This window comes from Citricoccus sp. K5, from assembly GCF_902506195.1.
Classification (GTDB): Bacteria; Actinomycetota; Actinomycetes; order Actinomycetales; family Micrococcaceae; genus Citricoccus.
On sequence record NZ_LR732817.1, the window covers coordinates 703509 to 724977 of the forward strand.

20 protein-coding genes and 2 tRNA genes are annotated in these 21469 nt (G+C 68.6%); 17 read left to right on the forward strand and 5 right to left on the reverse strand.

The features are described 5' to 3' along the window. Positions 1 to 30: 30 nt before the first annotated feature. On the reverse strand, positions 31 to 720 hold the full coding sequence (locus BOSE125_RS03020) for a PepSY domain-containing protein (RefSeq protein ID WP_159549752.1): 690 nt from the start codon (positions 718 to 720) through the stop codon (positions 31 to 33). A gap of 134 nt (positions 721 to 854) precedes the next feature. Next, positions 855 to 930 (reverse strand) — tRNA-Asn (locus BOSE125_RS03025). Positions 931 to 1074: 144 nt separating this feature from the next. Between BOSE125_RS03025 and BOSE125_RS03030 the strand changes: the two genes are divergently transcribed. Then, a complete protein-coding gene (locus tag BOSE125_RS03030; protein ID WP_159554616.1) occupies positions 1075 to 2568 on the forward strand; it encodes an MFS transporter in 1494 nt (497 codons plus the stop codon). A 38-nt stretch (positions 2569 to 2606) separates the two neighbouring features. On the opposite strand, the gene BOSE125_RS03035 is transcribed toward BOSE125_RS03030, so the two are convergent. Continuing rightward, positions 2607 to 4208, reverse strand: a complete 1602-nt coding sequence (locus tag BOSE125_RS03035) for an ATP-binding cassette domain-containing protein (RefSeq protein ID WP_371300734.1) — start codon at positions 4206 to 4208, stop codon at positions 2607 to 2609. A gap of 345 nt (positions 4209 to 4553) precedes the next feature. On the opposite strand from BOSE125_RS03035, the gene BOSE125_RS03040 reads away from it, so the two are divergent. The 9 genes from BOSE125_RS03040 to BOSE125_RS03080 all read left to right on the forward strand — a co-directional run bounded on the left by BOSE125_RS03040 (position 4554) and on the right by BOSE125_RS03080 (position 12310). Next, the gene (locus tag BOSE125_RS03040) at positions 4554 to 5777 is read left to right on the forward strand and encodes a CynX/NimT family MFS transporter (RefSeq protein WP_159549754.1); all 1224 of its coding nucleotides are present in this window, start codon (positions 4554 to 4556) and stop codon (positions 5775 to 5777) included. 118 nt (positions 5778 to 5895) lie between these two features. After that, positions 5896 to 6408, forward strand: coding sequence for a ferritin (locus tag BOSE125_RS03045; RefSeq protein WP_159549756.1), 513 nt, complete (start codon positions 5896 to 5898; stop codon positions 6406 to 6408). A 252-nt stretch (positions 6409 to 6660) separates the two neighbouring features. After that, entirely contained in the window at positions 6661 to 7527 is an 867-nt protein-coding gene (locus tag BOSE125_RS03050) for a phage holin family protein (protein ID WP_236557789.1), read from the forward strand. 29 nt (positions 7528 to 7556) lie between these two features. Continuing rightward, positions 7557 to 8201, forward strand: a complete 645-nt coding sequence (locus BOSE125_RS03055; RefSeq protein ID WP_159549760.1) for a CDP-alcohol phosphatidyltransferase family protein — start codon at positions 7557 to 7559, stop codon at positions 8199 to 8201. Continuing rightward, a complete protein-coding gene (locus BOSE125_RS03060; RefSeq protein ID WP_159549763.1) occupies positions 8198 to 9112 on the forward strand; it encodes a DMT family transporter in 915 nt (304 codons plus the stop codon). Before BOSE125_RS03055 ends, BOSE125_RS03060 begins: the two co-directional genes overlap by 4 nt. 54 nt (positions 9113 to 9166) lie before the next feature. Next, positions 9167 to 10366 (forward strand): glycosyltransferase, encoded by a 1200-nt coding sequence (locus tag BOSE125_RS03065; protein WP_159549766.1) that lies wholly within the window; start codon positions 9167 to 9169, stop codon positions 10364 to 10366. Between the two features lie 10 nt (positions 10367 to 10376). Further along, positions 10377 to 11879 (forward strand): lipase maturation factor family protein, encoded by a 1503-nt coding sequence (locus BOSE125_RS03070; RefSeq protein ID WP_236557790.1) that lies wholly within the window; start codon positions 10377 to 10379, stop codon positions 11877 to 11879. A gap of 37 nt (positions 11880 to 11916) precedes the next feature. After that, positions 11917 to 11990: transfer RNA gene (locus tag BOSE125_RS03075), tRNA-Ile, on the forward strand. A 149-nt stretch (positions 11991 to 12139) separates the two neighbouring features. Then, positions 12140 to 12310, forward strand: a complete 171-nt coding sequence (locus tag BOSE125_RS03080; RefSeq protein WP_159549772.1) for a hypothetical protein — start codon at positions 12140 to 12142, stop codon at positions 12308 to 12310. Positions 12311 to 12326: 16 nt separating this feature from the next. Here the strand turns inward: BOSE125_RS03080 and BOSE125_RS03085 are convergent, their stop codons facing one another. After that, complete coding sequence (locus tag BOSE125_RS03085) at positions 12327 to 13496, reverse strand: S-layer homology domain-containing protein (RefSeq protein WP_159549775.1); 1170 nt, start codon at positions 13494 to 13496, stop codon at positions 12327 to 12329. A 361-nt stretch (positions 13497 to 13857) separates the two neighbouring features. Between BOSE125_RS03085 and BOSE125_RS03090 the strand changes: the two genes are divergently transcribed. Continuing rightward, positions 13858 to 15006 carry a glycosyltransferase gene (locus BOSE125_RS03090; RefSeq protein ID WP_201301126.1) on the forward strand — a complete coding sequence of 383 codons (1149 nt, stop codon included), beginning with the start codon at positions 13858 to 13860 and terminating at the stop codon, positions 15004 to 15006. Between the two features lie 6 nt (positions 15007 to 15012). Here the strand turns inward: BOSE125_RS03090 and BOSE125_RS03095 are convergent, their stop codons facing one another. Next, positions 15013 to 15708 carry a M23 family metallopeptidase gene (locus BOSE125_RS03095; RefSeq protein WP_159549778.1) on the reverse strand — a complete coding sequence of 232 codons (696 nt, stop codon included), beginning with the start codon at positions 15706 to 15708 and terminating at the stop codon, positions 15013 to 15015. Between the two features lie 439 nt (positions 15709 to 16147). On the opposite strand from BOSE125_RS03095, the gene rpsB reads away from it, so the two are divergent. From rpsB to BOSE125_RS03125, 6 genes are all read left to right on the forward strand, one after another. After that, positions 16148 to 17149, forward strand: coding sequence for a 30S ribosomal protein S2 (rpsB, locus tag BOSE125_RS03100; protein ID WP_159549781.1), 1002 nt, complete (start codon positions 16148 to 16150; stop codon positions 17147 to 17149). A gap of 125 nt (positions 17150 to 17274) precedes the next feature. Then, entirely contained in the window at positions 17275 to 18111 is an 837-nt protein-coding gene (tsf, locus tag BOSE125_RS03105; protein ID WP_159549784.1) for a translation elongation factor Ts, read from the forward strand. 181 nt (positions 18112 to 18292) lie between these two features. After that, a complete protein-coding gene (gene pyrH / locus BOSE125_RS03110; protein WP_229672083.1) occupies positions 18293 to 19111 on the forward strand; it encodes a UMP kinase in 819 nt (272 codons plus the stop codon). 99 nt (positions 19112 to 19210) lie between these two features. Further along, complete coding sequence (gene frr, locus BOSE125_RS03115; protein ID WP_159549787.1) at positions 19211 to 19768, forward strand: ribosome recycling factor; 558 nt, start codon at positions 19211 to 19213, stop codon at positions 19766 to 19768. Between the two features lie 15 nt (positions 19769 to 19783). Beyond that, positions 19784 to 20704 carry a phosphatidate cytidylyltransferase gene (locus BOSE125_RS03120; RefSeq protein ID WP_159549790.1) on the forward strand — a complete coding sequence of 307 codons (921 nt, stop codon included), beginning with the start codon at positions 19784 to 19786 and terminating at the stop codon, positions 20702 to 20704. Positions 20705 to 20826: 122 nt separating this feature from the next. Beyond that, positions 20827 to 21444 (forward strand): DivIVA domain-containing protein, encoded by a 618-nt coding sequence (locus BOSE125_RS03125; protein ID WP_159549793.1) that lies wholly within the window; start codon positions 20827 to 20829, stop codon positions 21442 to 21444. Positions 21445 to 21469: the final 25 nt, after the last annotated feature.

The following is a 21469-nucleotide window of genomic DNA, read 5'->3' on the forward strand; positions in this document are numbered from 1 at the left end:
CTTCGAGCCGGGCACGCAGGGACTGACCGGTCAGTTGTCGGTGGTGACCGCGCCGGTCATGGCGTCGACGTGCAGGTCGTCGTCCCCGCCCTGGGCGTTGTCGAGCTCGACCTCCCAATGCAGGGCGTTGTCATCGTCATCCAGGCTCAGGCTGTCGATGGTGCTGCCGTCGCGGCCGTCCAGGGCGGCACGGGCGGCCTCCTCGGCGGTGATGTCCGCCTCTTGGGCGCGGCGGATGTCGTCCTGGTCATCGTCGTCGTCATCATCGGTGTCCTCGCGGACCTCGCCGTCCAGGGTGACGTCGAAGTCGAGGATCTGGTCGCCGACGACGGCCTCGATGTCATAGCGAGTGTCGTTGTCGTCCAGGTCGATCTCCACGATGAGGGCGTCATCGTGCTCGGCGAGGAACGCATCGATGGCCGCGAACACTGGGTCGTCCCCGGCCACCGCGGCGGTGGTCTCAGCTGACGTGGACGTGCTCGCATCGGTGGCCGAGGCCGACGCAGAGGCCGACTGGTCGCCGCTCGCCCCGTCGGTGCTGTCACCGGTGGCCTCCGATGTCTCCGCCGCGGCGCCAGAGGTGGCGGTGGTGGCGGTGTCATCCGAGTTGTCCGGCTCGGCCACCGAACATCCGGTCAGCAAGGCGAGGGCCAGGGCGCCGGTCCCGGTCCACGCGAGGGTCTGGGTGAACGTGCTCTGGGCTACCTTCTTCTGCATCATGGCACCAGTGTGCCAAATGAGCATGAGCTCGTCATGAGAGTCCGATGAAGCGCCGATGAGAAGGGCTTGCCGAATGCTGGGCGGCGGAAACACGAAGTCCCCATCCTGGGATCAGGATGGGGACTTCGTGAGTGTGGCTCCCCCGACTGGACTCGAACCAGTAACCCTTCGATTAACAGTCGAATGCTCTGCCAATTGAGCTACGGGGGACCGCTGGTGCTGTTCGTGGAACTGCATGACAGCGGGTTCCACTGTACCGAAGTTCCGCTGAACTGTGAAATCGGCGGAGGCGGTCCGGCCAGCTCCCGGCACGGCTAGAGTTTTTCGGTGACCACGTCCTCCATGCCCACCGAGATGACACCGCTGCGCCGGTGGTTGCTGCTGGTCGCCGTCAGCGCGGGGGTGCTGCTGATCACCCTCGACAACACGATCCTCTACACCGCGCTGCCGACCCTGACGGCGGAGCTCGGGGCGACGGCCTCGGAGTCGCTGTGGATCATCAACGCCTATCCGCTCGTGATGTGCGGCCTGCTGCTGGGGGCGGGAACGCTGGGGGACCGGTATGGCCATCGGCGGCTCTTCCTCATCGGCCTGGTGCTGTTCGGGGCCGCGTCCCTCGTGGCGGCCTTCGCGCCAGGCGTCACCATCCTGATCGCCTCACGGGCCCTGTTGGCCGTGGGCGCCGCGTGCATGATGCCGGCCACCCTGGCCCTGATCCGCATCGGGTTCAACGATGTCCGCCAGCGCAATGTCGCCATCGGCGTCTGGGGGAGCATCTCCGTGCTCGGGGCGGCACTGGGTCCGATCGTCGGCGGCCTGCTGCTGGAGCACTTCTGGTGGGGCTCCGTGTTCCTGATCAACGTCCCCGTCGTCCTGGGTGCCCTGGTCCTGACTCCCTGGGTGGCGCCGCGGGCACGCCCGGACCGGTCCAAGTCCTGGGACGCGCTGTCCTCCCTGTACGCCATGGTCGCCCTCACGGGAGCCGTCTTCGCGATCAAGGAGGCCACCGGCCCGGATCTCTCGGGGCCAGTGCTGGCGGTCACCGCCGCCTGCGCCGTGGCCGGGGCCTGGCTGTTCGTCCGGCGCCAACGCAAGCTGGAGGATCCGGTCCTCGACTTCGCCGTCTTCCGCAACCGGGCCTTCTCCGCCGGGTTCCTGGCGGCGGCCTGCTCGATGTTCGTGATCGGGGGTGTGCAGCTGGTCACCACGCAGCGCTTCCAGCTGGTCGAGGGCTACACGCCGCTCCAATCCGGGCTCCTGGTCGCCGCACTCGCCGCAGGGTCTCTTCTCACCTCCCTCGCCGGAGGAGCCACGCTGCACGTGCTCGGACTGCGCACGCTCATCACCGGTGGCTTCATCCTCGGCACGCTCGGCATGACCCTGGCGGCGCTCGGCGCTACCACGCACGTGGGTCTGCTGGTCACCGGCCTGGTGCTGACCGGTGCCGGCATGGGCGCGGCCATGTCCGTGGCGTCCACGGCCATCATCGGCAACGTCCCGGCACGGCAGGCCGGCATGGCCTCCTCCGTGGAGGAGGTGTCCTACGAGTTCGGCAACCTGCTGGCCGTCGCGATCCTCGGCAGCCTCGCCACCCTCGTCTACACCCTGACCGTCCAGCTGCCGTCAGGCGCTCCGGCGGGAGCGGCGGACAGCATGTCCCAGGCCGTGACGGTGGCCCACGGTGACCCGGCCGTGCTGGCCGCCGCAGGCGCCGCGTATGACACGGCGTTCGTGACCGTGCTCGCCATCATCACCGCCGTCGTCGCGGTGTGTGCCGTAGCCACCGGGTGGCTCCTGCGCCACTACGGCCCCGGAACCCGGGCCAGCGCCTACGAGAGCAATCACTAGCCCGGCGGGCGCAGGCCGGCACGCCCTGTCAGGGGACATCACCCGCCGTCGGGTCCCTCCAACTCCAGTCGGGGCCAGGCGGCCAGGTCGCCCAGCAGCTGCCGGTCGTGCGTCGCGACGACGACGGCCGCCCGGGTCACCAGCAGCGCCTCGGTGAGGGCGTCCACCACCGGTGCGGACAGATGGTTGCTGGGCTCGTCCAGCAACAGCAGATCCGGCCGCTCCGCCAGCCGCAGGGCCAGGTGCAGCCGGCTCCGCTGCCCGGCTGACAGGGCACCGACCGGGGCGCGCCGTGCCTCCGCGTCCAGCAGCCCGGTGGCACCCAGCGGCACCAGGTCCTCCTCAGAGTGGGTGCCGGCCGCGAGCAGCCGGTGCGCGTGGTCCCGGTACAGCTCGTGGGCGAGCATCCGCGCCGGCCAGACAGGGGGCTCCTGGCCGACCAGCGCGACCCGGGCCTCAGAGGATTGCCGCACCTCGCCGGCATCCGGTGCGAGCCCGCCGGCCAGCACCTCGAGCAGAGTGGATTTGCCCGCCCCGTTCGGCCCGGTCACGAGCAGGCGCTCGCCTCCGGCCAGCCGCAGGTCCACCGGCCGCCGCAGCCGGCCGGCCACGGTCACCCCGTTACAGTGCACCAACGGCTGTCCGGCCCGCACCGCCAGGTCCGGGAAGGCCAGCTGCGCCGGTGGTTCCGGCACGGAGATGCGGTGTGCCTCCAGGTCTGCCTGGCGCCGCTTCACGGCCTGCACGACGCCGGGCGCCCGGCTCTGGCGTTGGTGCTTGCCATGGCCCTTGTCCGGCCGCCACGCGGATTCCAGCCGGTCCCGCGCCGCGTCGGCGGCCTCGGCCAGGCGGTGATGCTCGGCCCGTTGGGCCTCATGGGCCTGCACCCAGCGTTCACGGGCGGCCGTCCGGCCCGACATCCAGCCGTCATAGCCGCCGGCATAGAGGGTGGGCCGTCCGTCCACGCTGGGGTCCAGATCGAGGAACTCCTCCGCCACATCCCGCAACAAAGTCCGGTCGTGGGAGACCAGAGCCAGTCCGCCGGGATGCTCGCGGAGGCTCGCGGTCAGGAAGTCCAGGCTGCCCGCGTCGAGGTGATTGGTCGGCTCGTCCAGCAGCAGCATGTCGTACCGCGCACCGAGCACGCAGGCCAACCGGACCCGGTACCGCTGGCCCACGGACAACTCTGCGAGCAGGCGGGACCTGTCCGTCACGGCGTCCAGCGCCGCCAATGCCACGTCCACCCGGCGTTCGGCGTCCCAGGCGTCGAGGACGGTGGCTGTCTCCAGGGCGGCCGCATAGTCATCGTCCGCTCCGGTCGAGCCCCGTGCCAGGGCCTCCGCCGCAGCGTCCAGGGCCGTCAGAGCCCGCTGTGAGGCCCCGATCGCCTCGCCCACGAGCGAGCCCACGGTCTGGCCGGGGCCGGCGTCGAGGGTCTGCTCGGCCACGCCGAGCGTGCCCACCCGGGTGACCGAGCCGGCGTCGGGCCTGAGGGTTCCGGCGAGGGCGTGTAGCAGGGTGCTCTTGCCGCGGCCGTTCTCGCCGACGATGGCGAGGCGGGAACGGACGGAGACGGTGACGCTGGCGTCACGGAGGATCTCCCGGCCGCCGCGCACCACGCAGAGGCCGTCCGCACGCAGATGAGCGGCCGCGCCCGCGGGAAGCGCCGTGTCCGTGCGGTGGTCGGCGGGGGAGGAGGGAGGTTCAGGGAAACGTGGGTTCACGGTAGTGCTTTCGACTCGTCAGGGAGCCGGGCACGCCAAAAGACCGCCCGGCGGGAACCGGGACGGCGGTCAGGGTGGATCAGTCGATCGTGGGGTGTCTCACCGGGCCGCCGTCAGCGGCCGGGACGTATCCTGATCATCGCGATGCTGGTGTGAACCATGCAGACCATTCTAATCAGGTCTCCGCCGTTCTGGTCCGTCTCGTCTGTGCCCGTCCGTGGTGGACCGATGCCCTCCGTTGGTCTGGACTAGTCTCAAGCCATGACGAGCACGCCCGGAGGGCCACCCGACCCCTCCGGACCGGCCGGCCGGCGGACCCGCACCGCACTGGTGTCCGTGCTCGCCGTCGTGCTGATCGGTCTGAACCTGCGGGCCGGGATCGCCTCGGCCGGGCCGTTGTTCGAGGACCTGCAGAACCTGCTCGGCTATGGGCCGCTCACCGCCTCCCTGTTGCCGACCATCCCGGTGCTGTGCTTCGCGGTGGCTGGCGCGGGCACCTCCTGGCTGGTGCGCCGGTGCGGGCTGGAACCGGCGATCGCGCTGGCCCTGGCGCTGCTCACTGGCGGGCTGGCACTGCGTGTCTTCGAGTCCACCGCCCTGCTGCTGGTCGGCACTGTCATAGGCATGTGCGGCCTGGCCGTCTGCAACGTGGCGATGCCCACCTACATCCGCCAGCACCACGGGGCGAGGGCCGCCACGATGACGGGGATGTACACGGTCTCCATGACGATCGGAGCCACCACGGCAGCAGCCCTCGCCGTCCCCGTGGCCCGCGGGCTGGGTTCGCCCACCGCAGGTCTGGCCGCCTGGGCGGTCCCGGCCGCCGTCGCGCTCGCGGTGTTCGTCCCACTTGCGGTGCGCAGCCGGCTGTCCGGGGACTGGGCCGCACGCCGGGGCGTGCCCTACGTCTCGCCGTGGGCGCTGCTGAGGACACGCAAGGGCCAGCTGTTCACAGCGCTGTTCGCCGCCCAGGCGTTCCTGGCTTACGGAGTCCTCGGTTGGTACCCGCACATCCTCATCTCCCGGGGACTCGATGCCACCACGGCCGGGCTGATGCTGGGGCTGATGCAGTTGGTCGGCATCCCCACGATGATGGTGCTGCTGACGCTCGCCGGCCGTCCCTGGCTGCTGCGCACGGCGTTCATGATCACCTGCGGCGCCTCCTTGGCCGGTTACGTGGTCCTGCTGCTGGCCCCGGTGGACTGGGTCATCGGCACTTCCATCCTCATGGGGCTCGGCTTCTGCGTGTTCCCGCTGTTGATGCTCCTGATCAGCCGCAGCGGGGACACCGCGTCCGAGACCACGGCACTGTCCACGCTCGCCCAGTCACTGGGGTACCTGGGCGCCGCCCTCGGCCCCTTCGGACTGGGGCTGATGAACGGGCTGCTGGGGAACTGGACCGCCGCCATCGTGGTGGTGATGGCCGTCTCCGCCCTCCAGCTCGTCCTGAGCCATCGGGTCAGTTCCCCCGCGGCCCGGTTCTGAGCCGCGTCCGCTCGTCCGCGCGTCGGCGCATTGGAAGTGCGGATGAGCCCAGCCTTGCCTTCTTTAGCAGAGCCTTTCCTTCGGTGACAAGGCGCTCGGGCGGTTCTACTGTGGTCCCATGAAGATCTCAGAAGACCTCTTGAAGAAGTTCAACGAACAGATCACCCTCGAGTTCGAGTCCTCCCTGGCCTACCGCCAGCTGGCCATCGAAGCGGACGAGCAGGACCTGACCGGATTCGGCTCGTGGCTGCGCCACCAGGCGGACGAGGAGATCGTCCACGCCAACAAGTTCATCGACCACGTGGTGGACCGCGGCAACCATGCCGAGATCGGTGCGATCAACGCCCCCGTGGTGCGGGCCGGCCTGAGCCCGCTGGAGATCTTTGAGGAGTCCCTGGCCAACGAGATCAAGGTCTCCAACGCCATCCGCGACCTGTACCGCGAGACCGAGGCCGCCGGTGACCTGGACTCCCGCCCGCTGCTGAACTGGTTCGTGGACGAGCAGATCGAGGAAGAGGCCACGGTCAGCGAGATCATCGGCCGCATCAAGCTCATCGGCAATGACGGCGCCGGACTGTTGCGCCTGGACGCCGAGCTGGGCTCGCGTTCCGTGGGGACCACCGAGGCCTGATGACCGCCCTCGGGGAGACCCGACCGGAGATCGAGGAAGCCGGCGCCGCTCATCAGGGGGAGAGAGGGCGCCAGCTTCAGCTCGACCCTACTCGCGTAGCTTGAACTGTCAAGCGACGATCCTGGGGTGATCTCTGGGAAAGGACGGTCGGTGGTAGGTTTGACCTGCCCGGACCGGACCGGGACAGCACCGAATTCCAGTCGTAGACCACAGGGAAGGCACACTCACATGGCCAACCAGAGTTCTCCCCGCGTGACGGACCAAACCCGCTCCAGTTCGTTGCCAGACCTGGTGACCACGGCGGGCCGCCTGCTTCCCCTGCAGCTCAAGGACGAGCTGGCCATGGTCAAGAGCCAGATGGGCAAGAAGGCGATCACCGCCGGGATCGGTGTCGGTCTCGCCGTCGTCGGCCTGGTGTTCCTGTTCATCATGGTGGTGGCACTGATCGTCGCGATGATCGGCGGCTTCGCCCAGGACCGTCCCATCTGGTTCTCTGCCCTCATGGTGGCGGCCGGTGCCCTGCTGGTCGCCCTGATCTTCCTCCTGATCGGGGTGTTCCGCGTGAAGGCGGCCATGCCGCTGGTCCCCGCGGAGACCATCCAGGGCGTGAAGTATGACGTGGGGTATCTCAAGGAGGGCAACGCCTTCGACCCGGCGGAGTTCGACCGCCTCGAGGCCCAGAAGGCCGAGGAGAAGAAGGTCGCCGCCGCCCGCGACGCCGAACGCCGCAAGGCCGCGGCCGCGGAGGACAAGGCCGCCAAGAAGCGCGGCGAGGCCCCGCAGCACGCCACGGTCCAGAGCCCGTCCTACGCCGAGTTGCGCCGCCGCACCCAGTTGCGGCGCCAGCACCTGGGTGACATCCGCTCGGGCCTGGAGGAGAAGACGGACCTCAAGTCCCAGTTCTCCGCCTTCACCTCCCAGTTCAAGGGCGATTCGTCCGGCGCCGGCTCCGCCGAGCCGGATCCGACCTCGCCGACTGCTCCGCACCACACCGGCGCCCGCGCCGGGCAGAAGGCCAACGATGCCGGTGATTTCGTGAAAGACCGGTGGCAGCCGCTGGCGATGCTCGGTGCCGCGACCACCGCTGTCGCCGTGTTCGCCCGCCAGCTCAAGAAGTAACCGCGCCTACGGCGGGCGCGAGTCACTCCATGCGTTTGATCGGTGCGGGCACCCGGGACGATATCGACTACGTGGTCACGGACCGGTTCTGGACCGTCCCGAACGTCATCACCCTCGCGCGGTTCTGCCTGGTCCCGTTCTTCGTCTGGCTGGTCTTCACGCAGCAGTACCTGGCCGCCTTCATCGTGCTGGCGGTGCTCTCCTGCACTGACTGGGTGGACGGCTACATCGCCCGCCGCTTCAACCAGATCTCCACGGTGGGCCAGTGGCTCGACCCGATGGCGGACCGGTTGTCCCTCATGGTCATCGTGGTCACCATGGTGCTCGCCGGCATCGCCCCGCTGTGGTTGGTGGTCAGCGTCCTGGCCCCGGACCTGGTCCTGGGGATCACCGCCCTCATCCTGTTCCGGGGCAGCCCTGAACTCGAGGTGACCGCACTCGGCAAGATCCGCACGGCACTGTTGCTCGTGGGCACGCCGTTGCTGCTCCTGGGGCAGGTGCCCGGGCTGGCCGAGGACGCCCTCACGGTGGCTGCCACCATCCTGCTGGGGCTCGGCTGTGCCGGACACATCTGGGCTGCCGGGGACTACCTGGCCGGCTGTGTGCGCAAGCACCGCGAACTCCGGAAACGGGGCATTGACCCCCGGGACCGGGCCAGCTGGTCCCGCGCATGAAATGGCTTTCCATCCTGGCGGCCCTGGTGGCCGCCTGCTGTCTGGCCCTGGGCAGTGAACGCCAGTCCGTCGGCATCCGCCGTCACGAGGCCCATCTCCGCATCCACCCCCGGTCCGGGTTCCTGACGCTCTTTGCGTCCCCCGTGTGGCTGGCGGGGGGCGCCCTGATGGTCCTGGGGATCATCCTCAACGTCTACGCCCTGGCCACCGCCCCGCTGACGGTGGTGCAGCCGATCGGTGCCATCGCCGTGGTCATCACCACGGTGCTCAACGCCCGGATCCAAAACCTGAAGCTCAACCGCATCACGATCTGGGCCATCGTCGCGTGTGTGGCGGGCTCAGCGGGTTTCGTGCTGATCGCCATCGTCGCCACGGAGGAGAACCCGGCGCCCACGCTGGGGCAGGAGCACCTCACGGCGATCGTCGCGCTCACCGCCACGTCCGTCTTCGCCCTCGTGGCGGTGATATCCCGACGCCGGCCCAGCGCCTTCCTGTACATCCTCGGCGCCGGCGTGCTGTTCGGCTTCGTGGCGGTCTTCGTCCGCCTGGCCTCGATCCACCTGCTCCGCGGTGATGCCGGCGGGCTGCTCGGCATTCCGTGGTATCAGTTGGGCATCATGGCCCTGGCCGGGCTCCTGGGCGTCTATTTCGTCCAGATGGCGCATCGGTACGGCCCGCCGGACCTCGTGGTCGCCGGCCTGACGGTGGTCGACCCGATGGTGGGTGTTCTCACCGGCATCATCGTGTTGGGTGAACTCCAACCGAATCTGCCCTGGTGGGTGGGTTTATGCATGGTCGTGGCGGCCGCCATTGCTACGCTCGGAGTCGTTGCCTTGTCACGTCATCACCCGGACGTGATCAAGCGCCGCGAACAACGTCGCCGTGCGGCCAGTGCGCCGGCCGAGGACTAGTAGGGTCCGGTTCCGAGCGGCACCGGCCCCCCATCAGACAGGAGCCCCTTGCCCGTGACGGCAGCAACCGACCGCAAACTGAAGGTCCTCATCGCGGCGGACACCTACCCGCCGGACGTCAACGGGGCCTCCGTCTTCTGCTACCGACTGGCCCGGGCCCTGCATGCGCGCGGCCACGAGGTCCACGTGGTCGCCGCCCGCAACGAGTCCGGACCTGACTCCGTGCAGTACAACGACGAGGCCACCGTCCACCGGCTGCAGTCCGTGGCCGCGCCCACCCACGAGTACTACCGCCTCGTGTTCCGCCGGCATGCCAGCCAGTCCATCGGGGCCCTGCTTGAGGAGATCCGACCGGACGTGGTGCACGTGCAGTGCCACTACATGATCGGCGAGGCCGCCATCAAGGAGGCGGAGAAGCGGCGCATCCGCACCATCGCCACCAACCACTTCATGCCGGAGAACCTGGAGCCCTTCCTGCCGTTCCCGCAGTGGTTCCTGGACATCGTGTCCAAGAATTCCTGGCGGGACATGGGCCGCCTGATGAGCAAGACCGCCGCCGTCACCACGCCCACGGCGCTGGCGGCCAAGACCATGGCCGAGAACGCCGGCCTGGACCACGTGCTGCCGATCTCCAACGGCATCGACTCCTCCGCGTACGAGTTGGCCCCGGGGGAGACGGTCGAGCGCCGGGAGCACCCGACGGTCCTGTTCGTGGGCCGCCTCGCGGTGGAGAAGAACGTGGACGTGCTCATCCGCGCCATCGGCGCACTGGCCTCCACGGTGGGCGCCCACCTGGAGATCGTGGGTGACGGCGAACAGCGCACCTCCCTGCGCGCCCTCGTGGACGAGCTGGGGCTCCAGGACCGGGTGCATTTCCTCGGCCACGTCAGCGACGCCGAACTCCACCGGGTCTACCTGCGGGCCGATGTCTTCTGCCAGCCTGGCACGGCCGAACTGCAGTCGTTGGTCTCCCTGGAGGCCATGAGCGCCTCCCGCCCCGTGGTCCTGGCCGATGCCCTGGCGCTGCCGCACCTGGTCTCGGATGGTGACAACGGGTACCTGTTCACGCCGGGTGACCCGCAGGACCTGGCGGAGAAGCTGGCCGCCGTGCTGACGGCGAGCGAGCAGGAGCGGGCACGGATGGGGACCGCCTCCCATGACCGGGCGGTCCTGCACTCCCAGGAGAAGACGATCGACCTGTTCGAGATGCTCTACCGCGGAGCAACCGCTGAAGAGGTCCGCGCACTGCTCTAGGATCGGCCGCGTGGAGTGGTTCACCGAGATCCTGCCGGGCTGGCTCGCGGCCCCGGACGGAGAATGGGCGCGGGAGATCCTGCAACGCGGGGTCGCGGCCCTGTATCTCGTCGCGTTCCTGTCCACGCTGAACCAGTTCCGTCCCCTGCTGGGCGAGCGAGGCCTGCTGCCGGCCCCGGGGTTGCTGGCCGCCGGACGTCAGCGCGGGCCCACCCTCTTTCGCCGCTGGGGCTACAGCGACCGCCGGCTGGTGGTGCTGGCCGTCGTCGGGATGGTGGTCTCCGCACTCCTGGTGGCGGGGATCCCGCAGGCCGGGCCGCCGTGGCTGCCTCTCGCGCTGTTCCTGGGGCTGTACGGGATGTACCTGTCCGTGGTGAACATCGGGCAGGTGTTCTACGGCTTCGGCTGGGAGATGCTGCTGCTCGAGGCCGGATTTACGGTGGGCCTGCTCGGCTCCCAGCAGGTGCCGCCGCCGGCACCGGTGCTGATCCTCATTGTCTGGCTGGTGTTCCGCGTCGAATTCGGGGCCGGGATGATCAAGATGCGCGGCGGCCCCGAATGGCGGGACCTCACCGCTCTGGACTATCACCACCAGACGCAGCCGATGCCGAATCCGCTCAGCCGGCAGGCACACCTCAAGCCCCGGTGGTGGCACCGCTGCGAGGTGGTCGGCAACCACGTGGCCCAGCTCGGGGTGCCGTTCTTGCTCTTCCTGCCCCAGCCGGTGGCCTCGATCGGCGCCGGAGCCATCATCCTGACACAGCTCTGGCTCGTGGCGACCGGCAACTTCGCCTGGCTGAACTGGGCCACCATCGTCCTCGCCGCCGCTGCCCTGGGAGACTCGGTGCTGCATCGCCTCATCCCGGCGCTGCCGGCGGACCTGGGCGCAGCCGCCGCGCTGGAGTCCGGGGCCGCGAGCGAGGGGTCCGCCGCCGGTATCCCCGTGTACTGGACCGTGATCGTCCTCGCCGGATCGGCGGCCCTGATCGTGGCGTCCGTGCCGGCCCTGCGGAACCTGTTCTCCCGCCGCCAGCTGATGAACGCCTCCTTCAACCGGTGGCAGCTGGGCAACGCCTACGGAGCCTTCGGTTCGGTGACCCGGCAGCGGGTCGAGATCATCATCGAGGGCACCGAGGCAGGCTCCGGGGATCATCCGCCGGAGGAAGAGGCCGATTGGCGGCCCTACGAGTTCAAGGGCAAGCCCGGTGACGTGCGGCGCCGGCCGCGGCAATGGGCGCCCTACCACCTGCGGTTGGACTGGATGATGTGGTTCCTGCCGCTCAGTGGTCTCCACCAGCGCTGGTTCCACACCCTGCTGGCCCGACTCCTGGTGGCGGACCCGGCCGTGCTGCGGCTGTTGCGCCAGGATCCCTGCGCCGGCCGGCCGCCGCGATTCATCCGCGTGAGGACCTTCCGGTACCGCTTCGCCACGCGTGCCGAGCGCCGCGAGACCGGTCAGCACTGGATGCGCGACGACGGCCGGACCGTCATCGGGCCCCTCGCCGCCCGCTAGGATGGACACTTGCGCGCCCGGCTCGGCCGTGCGCCGAGGGGCGTTAGCTCAGTTGGTCAGAGCAGGGGACTCATAATCCCTGGGTCGCGGGTTCAAGTCCCGCACGCCCTACCTCTAGGACGGTCTTCCATGTCTACCACCCGTCCTGTTCCGAGCGGCTGCACCACGTCAGAGGTGGATGGTGGGACATCACGTGGTCCTCTCCGCAGGTACGGTGGAGTGAGTCGGACAGACCGGCATCCACCAGATCGGAGAAACACATGTCTGCTTACACAGAAGCACGCGAGGAAGCGGCTACGGCACTCCTGAAGAAGATCACCGAACAGGTCGCAGAGAGTGACAGCCCCAAGTCCATCCGAGCACTGGCGGAAGCCTTTGCCCTCGTGCGGGGGACGCTGACCGGTGGTCCCAAGGTCGATGTGAAGTCCTGACCCGACCCGCGCTGGCTCAGTAGTAGCGGCCGGCCTGCCCCAGCATGTTGTACGGGCTGTAGTTGATGCTGGTGATGGACAGGCCCTCCTTCTCGTTGCGGGCGTGGGCGATCTTGCCGCCCCCGATCACCACGGCGATGTGATAGACCCCGGATCCGGAGCCGTTGTTGGACCAATAGACGAGATCGCCGGGTTTCGCCTGGGAGACGGGCACATAGGACGTGGCGGCGCCGTGCTGGGCCCTCGCAGTGCGGGGGAGTGACCGTCCGGCGGCCTTGAAGGCGTCTACGGTGAAACCTGAGCAGTCGTACTCCCAGGGGCCGTTTCCGCCCCACTGGTACTGCGCACGGGGGTCCTTCGCCTTGGCGGTGGCCCAGGAGACGACCTTCGAGGTCCAGGACGGAGCTGTGGTGGAGGGCTTGTCCGCCTGGTTCGGCAACGGGCTGATGGCGGGGGTGCTGACGTCACCCCGGTGGGCGATGAAGCGGTGGGCGTTCTGGAGCATGATGGCGGTCTCACCGCGCGTGATGTTCTGCTGCGGTCGGAAGGTGCCGTCGGCGTAGCCGCGGGCGATGCCGTTCGCCTGCAACCAGCTGGCGTCATGGTAGAAGGACGTGGACCAACCCATGTCCGTGAAGGGGGAGTAGTTCGGGCCCTTCTTGGTGGCCCCCGCCAATCGGTAGATGAACGCCGCCATCTCGCCGCGGGTGATGTCTCGGCCCACGCCGAAGGATCGATCGGCATACCCTGTGGACAATGCAGCCTGCGCCATCCAGGTGATTGGGCCGGAATAATACTGTCCCGTTGCGGGCACGTCGATGAAGTACCGTTGCCCATTTTGGACGTACTTCGGGGTGACCTGTCGGAAGAGGAGGGTGGCGACCTCGGCTCGGGTGATGTTCTGATGCACGCCATAGGTACCATCGCTGTAGCCCATGGTGATCCCGTTGCAGTACGCCCAGGTCACGGCCGAGTAGTAAGCCTTATTGGTCTTCTTGACGTCGGAGAAGTTGGATGAGGAGCATTGGGCGGCCGTGGCCGGTGACGCCGTCATCACGTCTGCCGCCACGCCAGCGGTGGCGGCGGTGACCATCAGTGCCGTCGCACCGATGAACGCTGCAATGCGGTGCCGGAACGGTCGTTGCGTGGGGGGTAGCGGGACGGTGGGGCGAGCGGATGAAGACACGGTGGTCCCCTTCAGGGTGCGAATCACGAGCATGACAGGTCCCACGCCGGACAAGCCGTGTCCAAGGAAAGGCCAGGGAAAGCCCAGGGAAAGAGGCGTGGATGTGGCGGCCCACCGGCGGGTCAGGAGCTACCCGCCCGGATGACATCGGGCCAGGAGTCAGGATATCGCACTGTTACGGAACTGACACCTCAAGGTCCCACGATTCACGGGAGACATATGCCTCAGGCGCCTCACCAGCCTGGATCCTGCTGCCCGGTACCGTGGAACCGTGCCAGCCCCCGAGACTTCCGAGACCCCCCAGGTCCCTTCAGCAGCCCGAGCCACGAGTGTTTCGCAACAACGCCCCATACGCCTGTTCATGGACGCCCGCTATACGCGGATCGGATTCCATGACGGCATCTCGCGCTACGGTGCCAGCCTCATTGCCGCAGCCGCGCGCCTAGCGCCGGCGGTGGAGGTCACCATGATCATCTCGAACGAGGCCCAGCTGGACATGTTGCCGGCAGGCTTGCCGTGGGTGAAGGTCACGGACCCGACCTCCCCGGCCGAGCCGTTCCTGGCCCGGCAGCTCAATCCGCACCGGGCGGACATCGTCTTCTCTCCCATGCAGACCATGGGCTCCGCCGGCCGGGAGTACGGACTGATCCTGACCCTGCATGACCTGATCTACTACCAGCACCGCACCCCGCCGGCGGACATGCCGGGGCCGGTCAAGTTGCTCTGGCGGGCCTTCCACCTGGCGTACTGGCCCCAACGGCTGGTCCTGGACCGGGCCGACGCCGTGGCCACCGTCTCCGAGACCACCCGCACGCTGATGCGGCGTCACCGGCTCACCCGGCGTGAGATCCGCATCATCGGCAACGCGCCGCAACCGGTGGACCGGCCCCGTGATCCCGAGCAGGCCCCGGAGCGGTCGCTGGTCTACATGGGCTCCTTCATGGACTACAAGAACGTCCAGACCCTCATCCGGGCCATGGCCCACCTGCCCGGCTATCGACTGCATCTGCTATCCCGGATCTCTGCTGACCGGGAGCACGAGCTCATGGAGGTGGCCCGCGTGGCAGGTGTGGAGGAGGAGGCGGTGGTCTTCCACCACGGCACCACGGACGAGGACTACGTTGAGCTGTTGCGCTCAGCCACCGCGCTCGTGACCCTCTCCCGGGCGGAGGGCTATGGCCTGCCGCTCGCCGAGGCCATGGCGCAGGGTACCCCGGTGGTGGTCTCGGATGCGGAGATCTTCCGGGAGATCGGGGGGCCCGACGGCGGCGCCGCACGTTTCGTGCCCCTCGGGCCTTCCGCCTTCGGGGCCGGAGCGGCCGCGCACCCGGCGGACACCTCGCCGGTCGAGATGGCCGCCCGGGTCCGTGAGCTGGAGGATCCCGAGGTCTTCGCCGCGGCCTCCCGGGCGGCGGCCGAGCGTGCCGACCTGTTCAGCTGGGACGCCTCCGCGCGAGCGCTCGTGGACCTGGCCCGGGACATCGCCGAACGGCGGTCACGTTCCACATAGCAGCCCCTACCTGGGTGGCTCGCCCTCGAGTGGCCAGAGGACGGACGGTCCGGACCAGCCCAGCAGCACCAGCGGATCGATGTAGCGGTCCCAGGCTGCGCCGTCGACCACCCAGCCATCCGGGATGCGCACACCCCAGTGCACGCAACGCTGGGGGCAGTGCCCCGCCTCCGAGGCCGCGGTGGCGCCGTCTTCTCCACCGTCCTCTCCGCCGGCGTCGTCCCCTTCACTCAGGCCCGGACCCACGGTGCCGAGCAGTTCTCCGGCTTCCACGCGGTCCCCGACGGACCAGTGCTCCGCGACCGTGACCGGTTCCAGGCTCGAGAGCATGCCGTTGGCGTGGGCGAGAGTGATGACGGATCTCCCTGCCACCGGTCCGGCGAAGCGCACCGTCCCGGCCCCGGGGGCCACGACCTCGTCCTCCGCCGACTCCCAGTCCACGCCACGGTGGCCGGCCGCCCACGGTTCAGGGGGAGGATCGAAGGCCCGCAGGACCGCACCCGAGGTGGGTGGTACCCAGGCGCTCGCCACCTCCCCGTGAACCGGTTTCTCCACCTCACGGGCAGGCGCGGCTACCTCCGCGAAGGCCGGGACGGGGGCCGGGACGGTCAGCGCCAGGGTGGCCAGGCCGAGCAGGCGCAGCACCAGCGGGAAGCGGCGTCCGCCGTCGGTGGGAAGGGTGGGCCAGGACCAAGGTGACATGACTCCAGACTGGAGTGCCGGCGTCGTGCGTGGGGGAGGGGGCGGGCTGTTGGTGGACGACCAGGCTGGACCGGTTCCCTGTGGAGGAGCGGAGAGGGACCGCCGGAGGCCCGGAACGGAGAGGAGCCACGGGTCGGAAAGGCCGAAGCAGCAGGGCGGGCCGGAAGCCGGACGGTTCGGAGCATGGATCCGGCTGGGGTAAGATTGGTCCAGCAGTTGTGTGCCCTTGCCGTCAGCGATGACGTGCGGAGTGCACCACTGACTACGCGTATGACTGATGCCGGCCCTCACGGGTGCGGCAGGTTCCCACCATCGGTCCCGGACACCCGCTGAGCGGGTGTCACGGGTCAGCGTCGGGAATGCCGGGTTCGCCTGCAGGACATGCCAGGGACCGGACCACCACGGAACGGTCGTCAACCGACAACATACAAGGAGCGACATGCCTGTCGTCACCATGCGCCAGCTGCTGGACTCCGGCGTCCACTTCGGACACCAGACCCGCCGCTGGAACCCCAAGATGAAGCGCTTCATCTTCACCGAGCGCAACGGCATCTACATCATCGACCTGCAGCAGTCCCTGTCCTACATCGACCGGGCCTTCGAATTCGTCAAGGAGACGGTGGCCCACGGTGGCACCATCCTCTTCGTCGGCACCAAGAAGCAGGGTCAGGAAGCCATCGCCGAGCAGGCCACCCGCGTGGGCATGCCCTACGTCAACCACCGTTGGCTCGGCGGCATGCTCACCAACTTCGCCACGGTCTCCAAGCGCGTGCAGCGCATGAAGGAGCTCGAGGAGATCGACTTCGAGGACGTTGCCGGTTCCGGCCACACCAAGAAGGAACTCCTCCTGCTGCAGCGCGAGCTGACCAAGCTGGAGTCCAACCTCGGTGGTATCCGCAACATGACCCGGACCCCCTCCGCGGTCTGGATCGTGGACACCAAGAAGGAGCACCTCGCCGTGGACGAGGCCCAGAAGCTGGGCATCCCGGTGGTTGCCATCCTGGACACCAACTGCGATCCCGATGAGGTCACCTACCCGATCCCGGGCAACGATGACGCGATCCGCTCCGTCAACCTGCTGACCCGCGTGGTTGCCGACGCCGTGGCCGAGGGCCTCATCGCCCGCAACCAGGGCAAGTCCGGCGGCCAGGCCGCTGAAGAGCCGATGGCCGAGTGGGAGCGCGAGCTCCTCGAGCAGCACCAGGCCGAGCAGGCCGCAGCTCCGGAGGCTGGCCCCGCCACGGGCGGCATGTCCTCTCCGCAGGGCGAGCAGGCCGCCCAGGCGGATGTCGAGGCGGCACAGGACGTTCCGGCTTCGGCGGACGCCTCCGAGGTGGCCGAGGCCGCCGAGGGCACCGAGGCACCGGCGGCAGAGGCCCCCGAGGCACCGGCGGCAGAGGCCCCCGAGGCACCGGCAGCAGAAGCCCCCGAGGCCAAGTGATCCACCACCGGCCGGCCCCGCACGGGGCCGGCCGGTGTCTGCCCGGACCAGGTCCGGGAACCAGAACCAAGCACCACAACACCACTTCGGGACAATCCCGCTACAGGTAAGGATGGGTACCACGCATGGCGAACTACACCGCAGCTGACATCAAGGCCCTGCGCGAGCGCACCGGCGCCGGAATGATGGACGTCAAGAAGGCGCTCGACGAGGCCAACGGCGACAGCGACAAGGCGATCGAGATCATCCGCGTGAAGGGCCTCAAGGGCGCCACCAAGCGCGAGGGCCGTGCGGCCGTCGAGGGCCTGGTCGCCGCCGTCGTCAAGGACGGCACCGGCGTCATGATCGAGGTCAACTGCGAGACCGACTTCGTTGCCAAGAACGAGAAGTTCATCGAACTGGGCAATGTCGTCCTGGAGCAGGCCGTGTCCACCGGTGCAGCCGATCTCGAGGCCCTGCTGGCCTCCGAGTTCAACGGCCGCACCCTGGGCGAGCACGTCGTCGACGAGGGCGCTGTCCTCGGCGAGAAGGTCGTCGTCCGCCGCATCGCCCGCGTGGAAGGTGCCTTCGTGGACGCCTACCTGCACAAGACCTCCAAGGACCTTCCCGCCCAGGTGGGCGTGCTGCTGGCCGTGGATGCCGACTCCGAGGCTGCGCAGACCGCCGCTCACGACGTCGCCGTGCACACCGCCGCCTTCGCCCCGACCTATCTGTCCCGCGAGGACGTGCCGGCCGAGACCGTCGAGAACGAGCGTCGCATCGCCGACGAGACGGCCCGCGCCGAGGGCAAGCCGGAGCAGGCCATGGCCAAGATCGTGGAGGGCCGCCTGACCGGCTTCTTCAAGGAGATCGTGCTCGTGGACCAGCCGTTCGCCAAGGATCCGAAGCAGTCTGTCGGCAAGGTGCTGACAGACGCCGGCACCGCCGTCGCGGGTTTCGCCCGCTTCCGCGTCGGCAACTGACCGACCCGCACGGCGGGACCCCGCCCACGCGGTAGGATCGGACCGACCGCGCAGCGGACGAGTCTGAAAAGGGGGTGGTCATCCAAGATGGATGGCCACCCCCTTTGCTCTGCCCGACGAACCATCCTCACGTGGTGCACCGCCACCACCGCCAGCCCCGATGAGCCCAGGAGGCCAGCCCATGGAGAGCACTGACCAGCGAACCACTCCGGACATCCGCGACGCCACGTCCTTCAACGAATCCCGGGACCTGCAGCAGGCCCAAGCCGGTGACACCCGCGGCAATCCCGGCCGGACCGGGAAGCGCCGGGTCCTGCTCAAGCTCTCCGGTGAGGTCTTCGGTGGCGGCAAGGTCGGCGTGGATCCGGACACGGTGCGCGGCATGGCCGAGCAGATCGCCGATGCCCGGGGAGAGGTCGAGATCGCCATCGTCGTCGGCGGCGGTAACTTCTTCCGCGGAGCCGAGCTCTCCGAGAACGGCATGGACCGCCGGCGTGCCGACTACATGGGCATGCTCGGCACCGTCATGAACTGCCTGGCCCTACAGGACTTCCTGGAGCAGGCCGGTGTGTCCACCCGAGTCCAGTCCGCCATACACATGGAACAGGTTGCCGAGCCCTACATCCCGCTGCGCGCCATCCGTCACATGCAGAAGGGTCGCGTGGTGATCTTCGGGGCCGGCACCGGCCTGCCATACTTCTCCACGGACACCGTGGCCGCACAGCGTGCCCTGGAGATCGGTGCCGACGAGGTGCTCATGGCCAAGTCCGGCGTGGACGGTGTCTACACCGCAGACCCGAAGAAGGACCCCTCTGCACGGAAGTACGAGCACCTCACCTATGACGAGGCGCTGCTGAACGACATCCGGGTGATGGACCAGACCGCGATGACCATGTGCAAGGACAATGGGCTGTCCATGATGGTGTTCGGCATGGAGGGCCAGGGCAACGTCACCCAGGCCCTGTTGGGTGAGAGGATCGGCACCACGGTCACCCTCTGACCTGCACCGCCCGGTCCGTCCGGAACGCCTGCCTGGGACCGCCGCGCCAGCGGGTGTCCTAGGATTGACCACAACCGCACCAGAACCCCAGGAGACAACGTGACGCAGGAAACCCTTCAGGCTGCCACTGAGCAGATGGAGAAGACGATCGAGGCCACCCGAGAGGACTTCGGCTCGGTCCGCACCGGCCGGGCCAACCCCGGGCTCTTCTCCAAGGTCATGGTGGACTACTACGGCTCCTACACGCCGCTGCAGCAGCTCGCCTCCTTCACCACCACTGACGCCCGCACCCTGTTGATCACGCCGTTCGACGTGTCCGCACTGCGCAATATCGAGAAGGCCCTCTCGGACTCCGAGGTCGGCGCGAACCCGTCCAACGACGGCAAGGTCATCCGTGTGGTCATGCCCGATCTGACCGAGGAGCGCCGCAAGGAGTACGTCAAACTCATCAAGACCAAGGCTGAGGACCACAAGGTCTCCCTGCGCAACACCCGCCGCAAGGCCAAGGAGACCCTGGACAAGATGGTCAAGGACGGTGATATCGGCGAGGACGAGGGGACTCGCGCCGAGAAGGAACTCGACGCCATGACCCGTCGGTTCACGGACGAGATCGACGAGATGGCCAAGCGCAAGGAAACGGAACTCCTCGAGGTCTGAGCACCCCACCACACCATGACTGATCCCTCCGCACCCGCTGCCTCGCAGCCGGTCCTGCCGCCGGTTCCGCAACCGGAACCACCGGTGACCCGGCGGCAGCGGCGGGAGCAGGAGGCCGCCCGGGAACGCCGGGCCAAGGCCGGTCGTAACCTCCCGGCGGCCATCACCGTCGGCCTGCTGCTGCTCGGTGGCGCCCTTGTCGGGTTGATCTGGTTTCCGGTGGTGCTGGCGATCCTCGTCATCGCGCTGTTGCTGCTTGGAGTCACGGAGACCGCGCAGGCCATCTCGCGGCGCGGCCTCGACATCCCCCGAGTGCCGCTCTGGGCCGGCGCTGTGGCCATGCCCCTGGGTGCCTTCGCCGGTGGGGTCGAGGCCCTGGTGCTGGCCCTGCTGGGTACGCTTCTGCTGGTCCTGGTCTGGTCGGTGGTCGAGGACCTGCCCGCCCGGGGGGAGTCCGTGATGGCCTCCGCCTTCATCGTCCTCTGGGTGCCGTTCCTGCTGTCCTTCGCGATTGCCCTGCTGGGCCAGGCGCAGGGCAATCTCATGGTGGCATGCATGCTGCTCATGGTGGTCTCCAATGACACCTTCGGCTACATCGTCGGTGCCAGTTTCGGCAAACACCCCATGGCGCCCAAGATCAGTCCCAAAAAGTCCTGGGAGGGCTTCGCCGGATCGGTGGCCGGCTCCGTGATGGTGGGCACAGCCGCGGTCCATCTGTTCCTGGACCACCCGTGGTGGGTCGGCAGCCTGCTCGGACTCCTGACGGTGGCCTCGGCGACCGCGGGCGACTTCGCCGAGTCCATGATCAAGCGCGAGTTGAACATCAAGGACATGGGGTCGATGCTCCCCGGCCACGGCGGTGCCATGGACCGGCTGGACTCGCTCGTGTTCTCCGCACCGGTCGCCTACATGGTCTTCGCGCTGCCCTTCGTGTGATGGCGGAGTGCTGGGGTGTGAGCGAGGCCTGACACCCCGGCGGCCTCACGGGATCTGCCTGTCCCGCTGGCTACGATGGATACGTTGGCGGACCCCACACTCTTCTCGAAGGAGCCCTCTTGATGGACCACGGCACGCGGCAGGATTCCGAAGGACTCCAGCAGCAGGTGATGCGGTCGGCCGACCGCCAACCCTTCGATCTCGCGGACCGGCGCACCTTCGGATACCACCGCAAGCAGGTGGACCGGTTCCTGGCCCGGGCCCGAGTCGCCTATGAGGGCGGTGGAGACCTGCGCTCAGCTGACATCCGCCACATCACCTTCGACGCGGTCAAGGGCGGCTACCAGGCTGAGCAGGTGGACGACGTCTTGGACCGGCTCGAGGACGCCCTTGCCCGGACTGAGCGCGAACGGCGCATCGAACTCGAGGGCGAGGACGCCTGGATGGGCCGGGTCGACGCCTCCATCGACGTCCTCCGGGGCCGTCTCGACCGCCCCGACGGCGAGCGGTTCCGCCGCCCGGCCCGGGACCGGGACGGCAGTTACGACCGGGCTGAGGTGGACGCCCTGTGCCACTGCCTCTCGGCTCGCTTCGACGATCGCCCGGGGGGTGCGGAACTGAGTGCCGATGACGTGCGCAGGGCAGTGTTCGCGGCCGCTCCCGGCACCGACGGTTATGACGAGGCGCAGGTGGACGCATTCCTCGATGCCGCCATCGACGTGCTATCCGTCCTCGACTGACTTACCCGGCCGGCTCGAGACTGTC

What these genes read in the sequence shown, in the direction of transcription:
- BOSE125_RS03020 (WP_159549752.1), bottom strand. Translation starts at nt 720, where the DNA reads ATGATGCAGAAGAAGGTAGCCCAGAGCACGTTCACCCAGACCCTCGCG.
- BOSE125_RS03030 (WP_159554616.1), top strand. Translation starts at nt 1,075, where the DNA reads ATGACACCGCTGCGCCGGTGGTTGCTGCTGGTCGCCGTCAGCGCGGGG.
- BOSE125_RS03040 (WP_159549754.1), top strand. Translation starts at nt 4,554, where the DNA reads ATGACGAGCACGCCCGGAGGGCCACCCGACCCCTCCGGACCGGCCGGC.
- BOSE125_RS03045 (WP_159549756.1), top strand. Translation starts at nt 5,896, where the DNA reads ATGAAGATCTCAGAAGACCTCTTGAAGAAGTTCAACGAACAGATCACC.
- BOSE125_RS03055 (WP_159549760.1), top strand. Translation starts at nt 7,557, where the DNA reads ATGCGTTTGATCGGTGCGGGCACCCGGGACGATATCGACTACGTGGTC.
- BOSE125_RS03060 (WP_159549763.1), top strand. Translation starts at nt 8,198, where the DNA reads ATGAAATGGCTTTCCATCCTGGCGGCCCTGGTGGCCGCCTGCTGTCTG.
- BOSE125_RS03080 (WP_159549772.1), top strand. Translation starts at nt 12,140, where the DNA reads ATGTCTGCTTACACAGAAGCACGCGAGGAAGCGGCTACGGCACTCCTG.
- BOSE125_RS03090 (WP_201301126.1), top strand. Translation starts at nt 13,858, where the DNA reads ATGGACGCCCGCTATACGCGGATCGGATTCCATGACGGCATCTCGCGC.
- BOSE125_RS03095 (WP_159549778.1), bottom strand. Translation starts at nt 15,708, where the DNA reads ATGTCACCTTGGTCCTGGCCCACCCTTCCCACCGACGGCGGACGCCGC.
- rpsB (WP_159549781.1), top strand. Translation starts at nt 16,148, where the DNA reads ATGCCTGTCGTCACCATGCGCCAGCTGCTGGACTCCGGCGTCCACTTC.
- tsf (WP_159549784.1), top strand. Translation starts at nt 17,275, where the DNA reads ATGGCGAACTACACCGCAGCTGACATCAAGGCCCTGCGCGAGCGCACC.
- pyrH (WP_229672083.1), top strand. Translation starts at nt 18,293, where the DNA reads ATGGAGAGCACTGACCAGCGAACCACTCCGGACATCCGCGACGCCACG.
- BOSE125_RS03120 (WP_159549790.1), top strand. Translation starts at nt 19,784, where the DNA reads ATGACTGATCCCTCCGCACCCGCTGCCTCGCAGCCGGTCCTGCCGCCG.
- BOSE125_RS03125 (WP_159549793.1), top strand. Translation starts at nt 20,827, where the DNA reads ATGGACCACGGCACGCGGCAGGATTCCGAAGGACTCCAGCAGCAGGTG.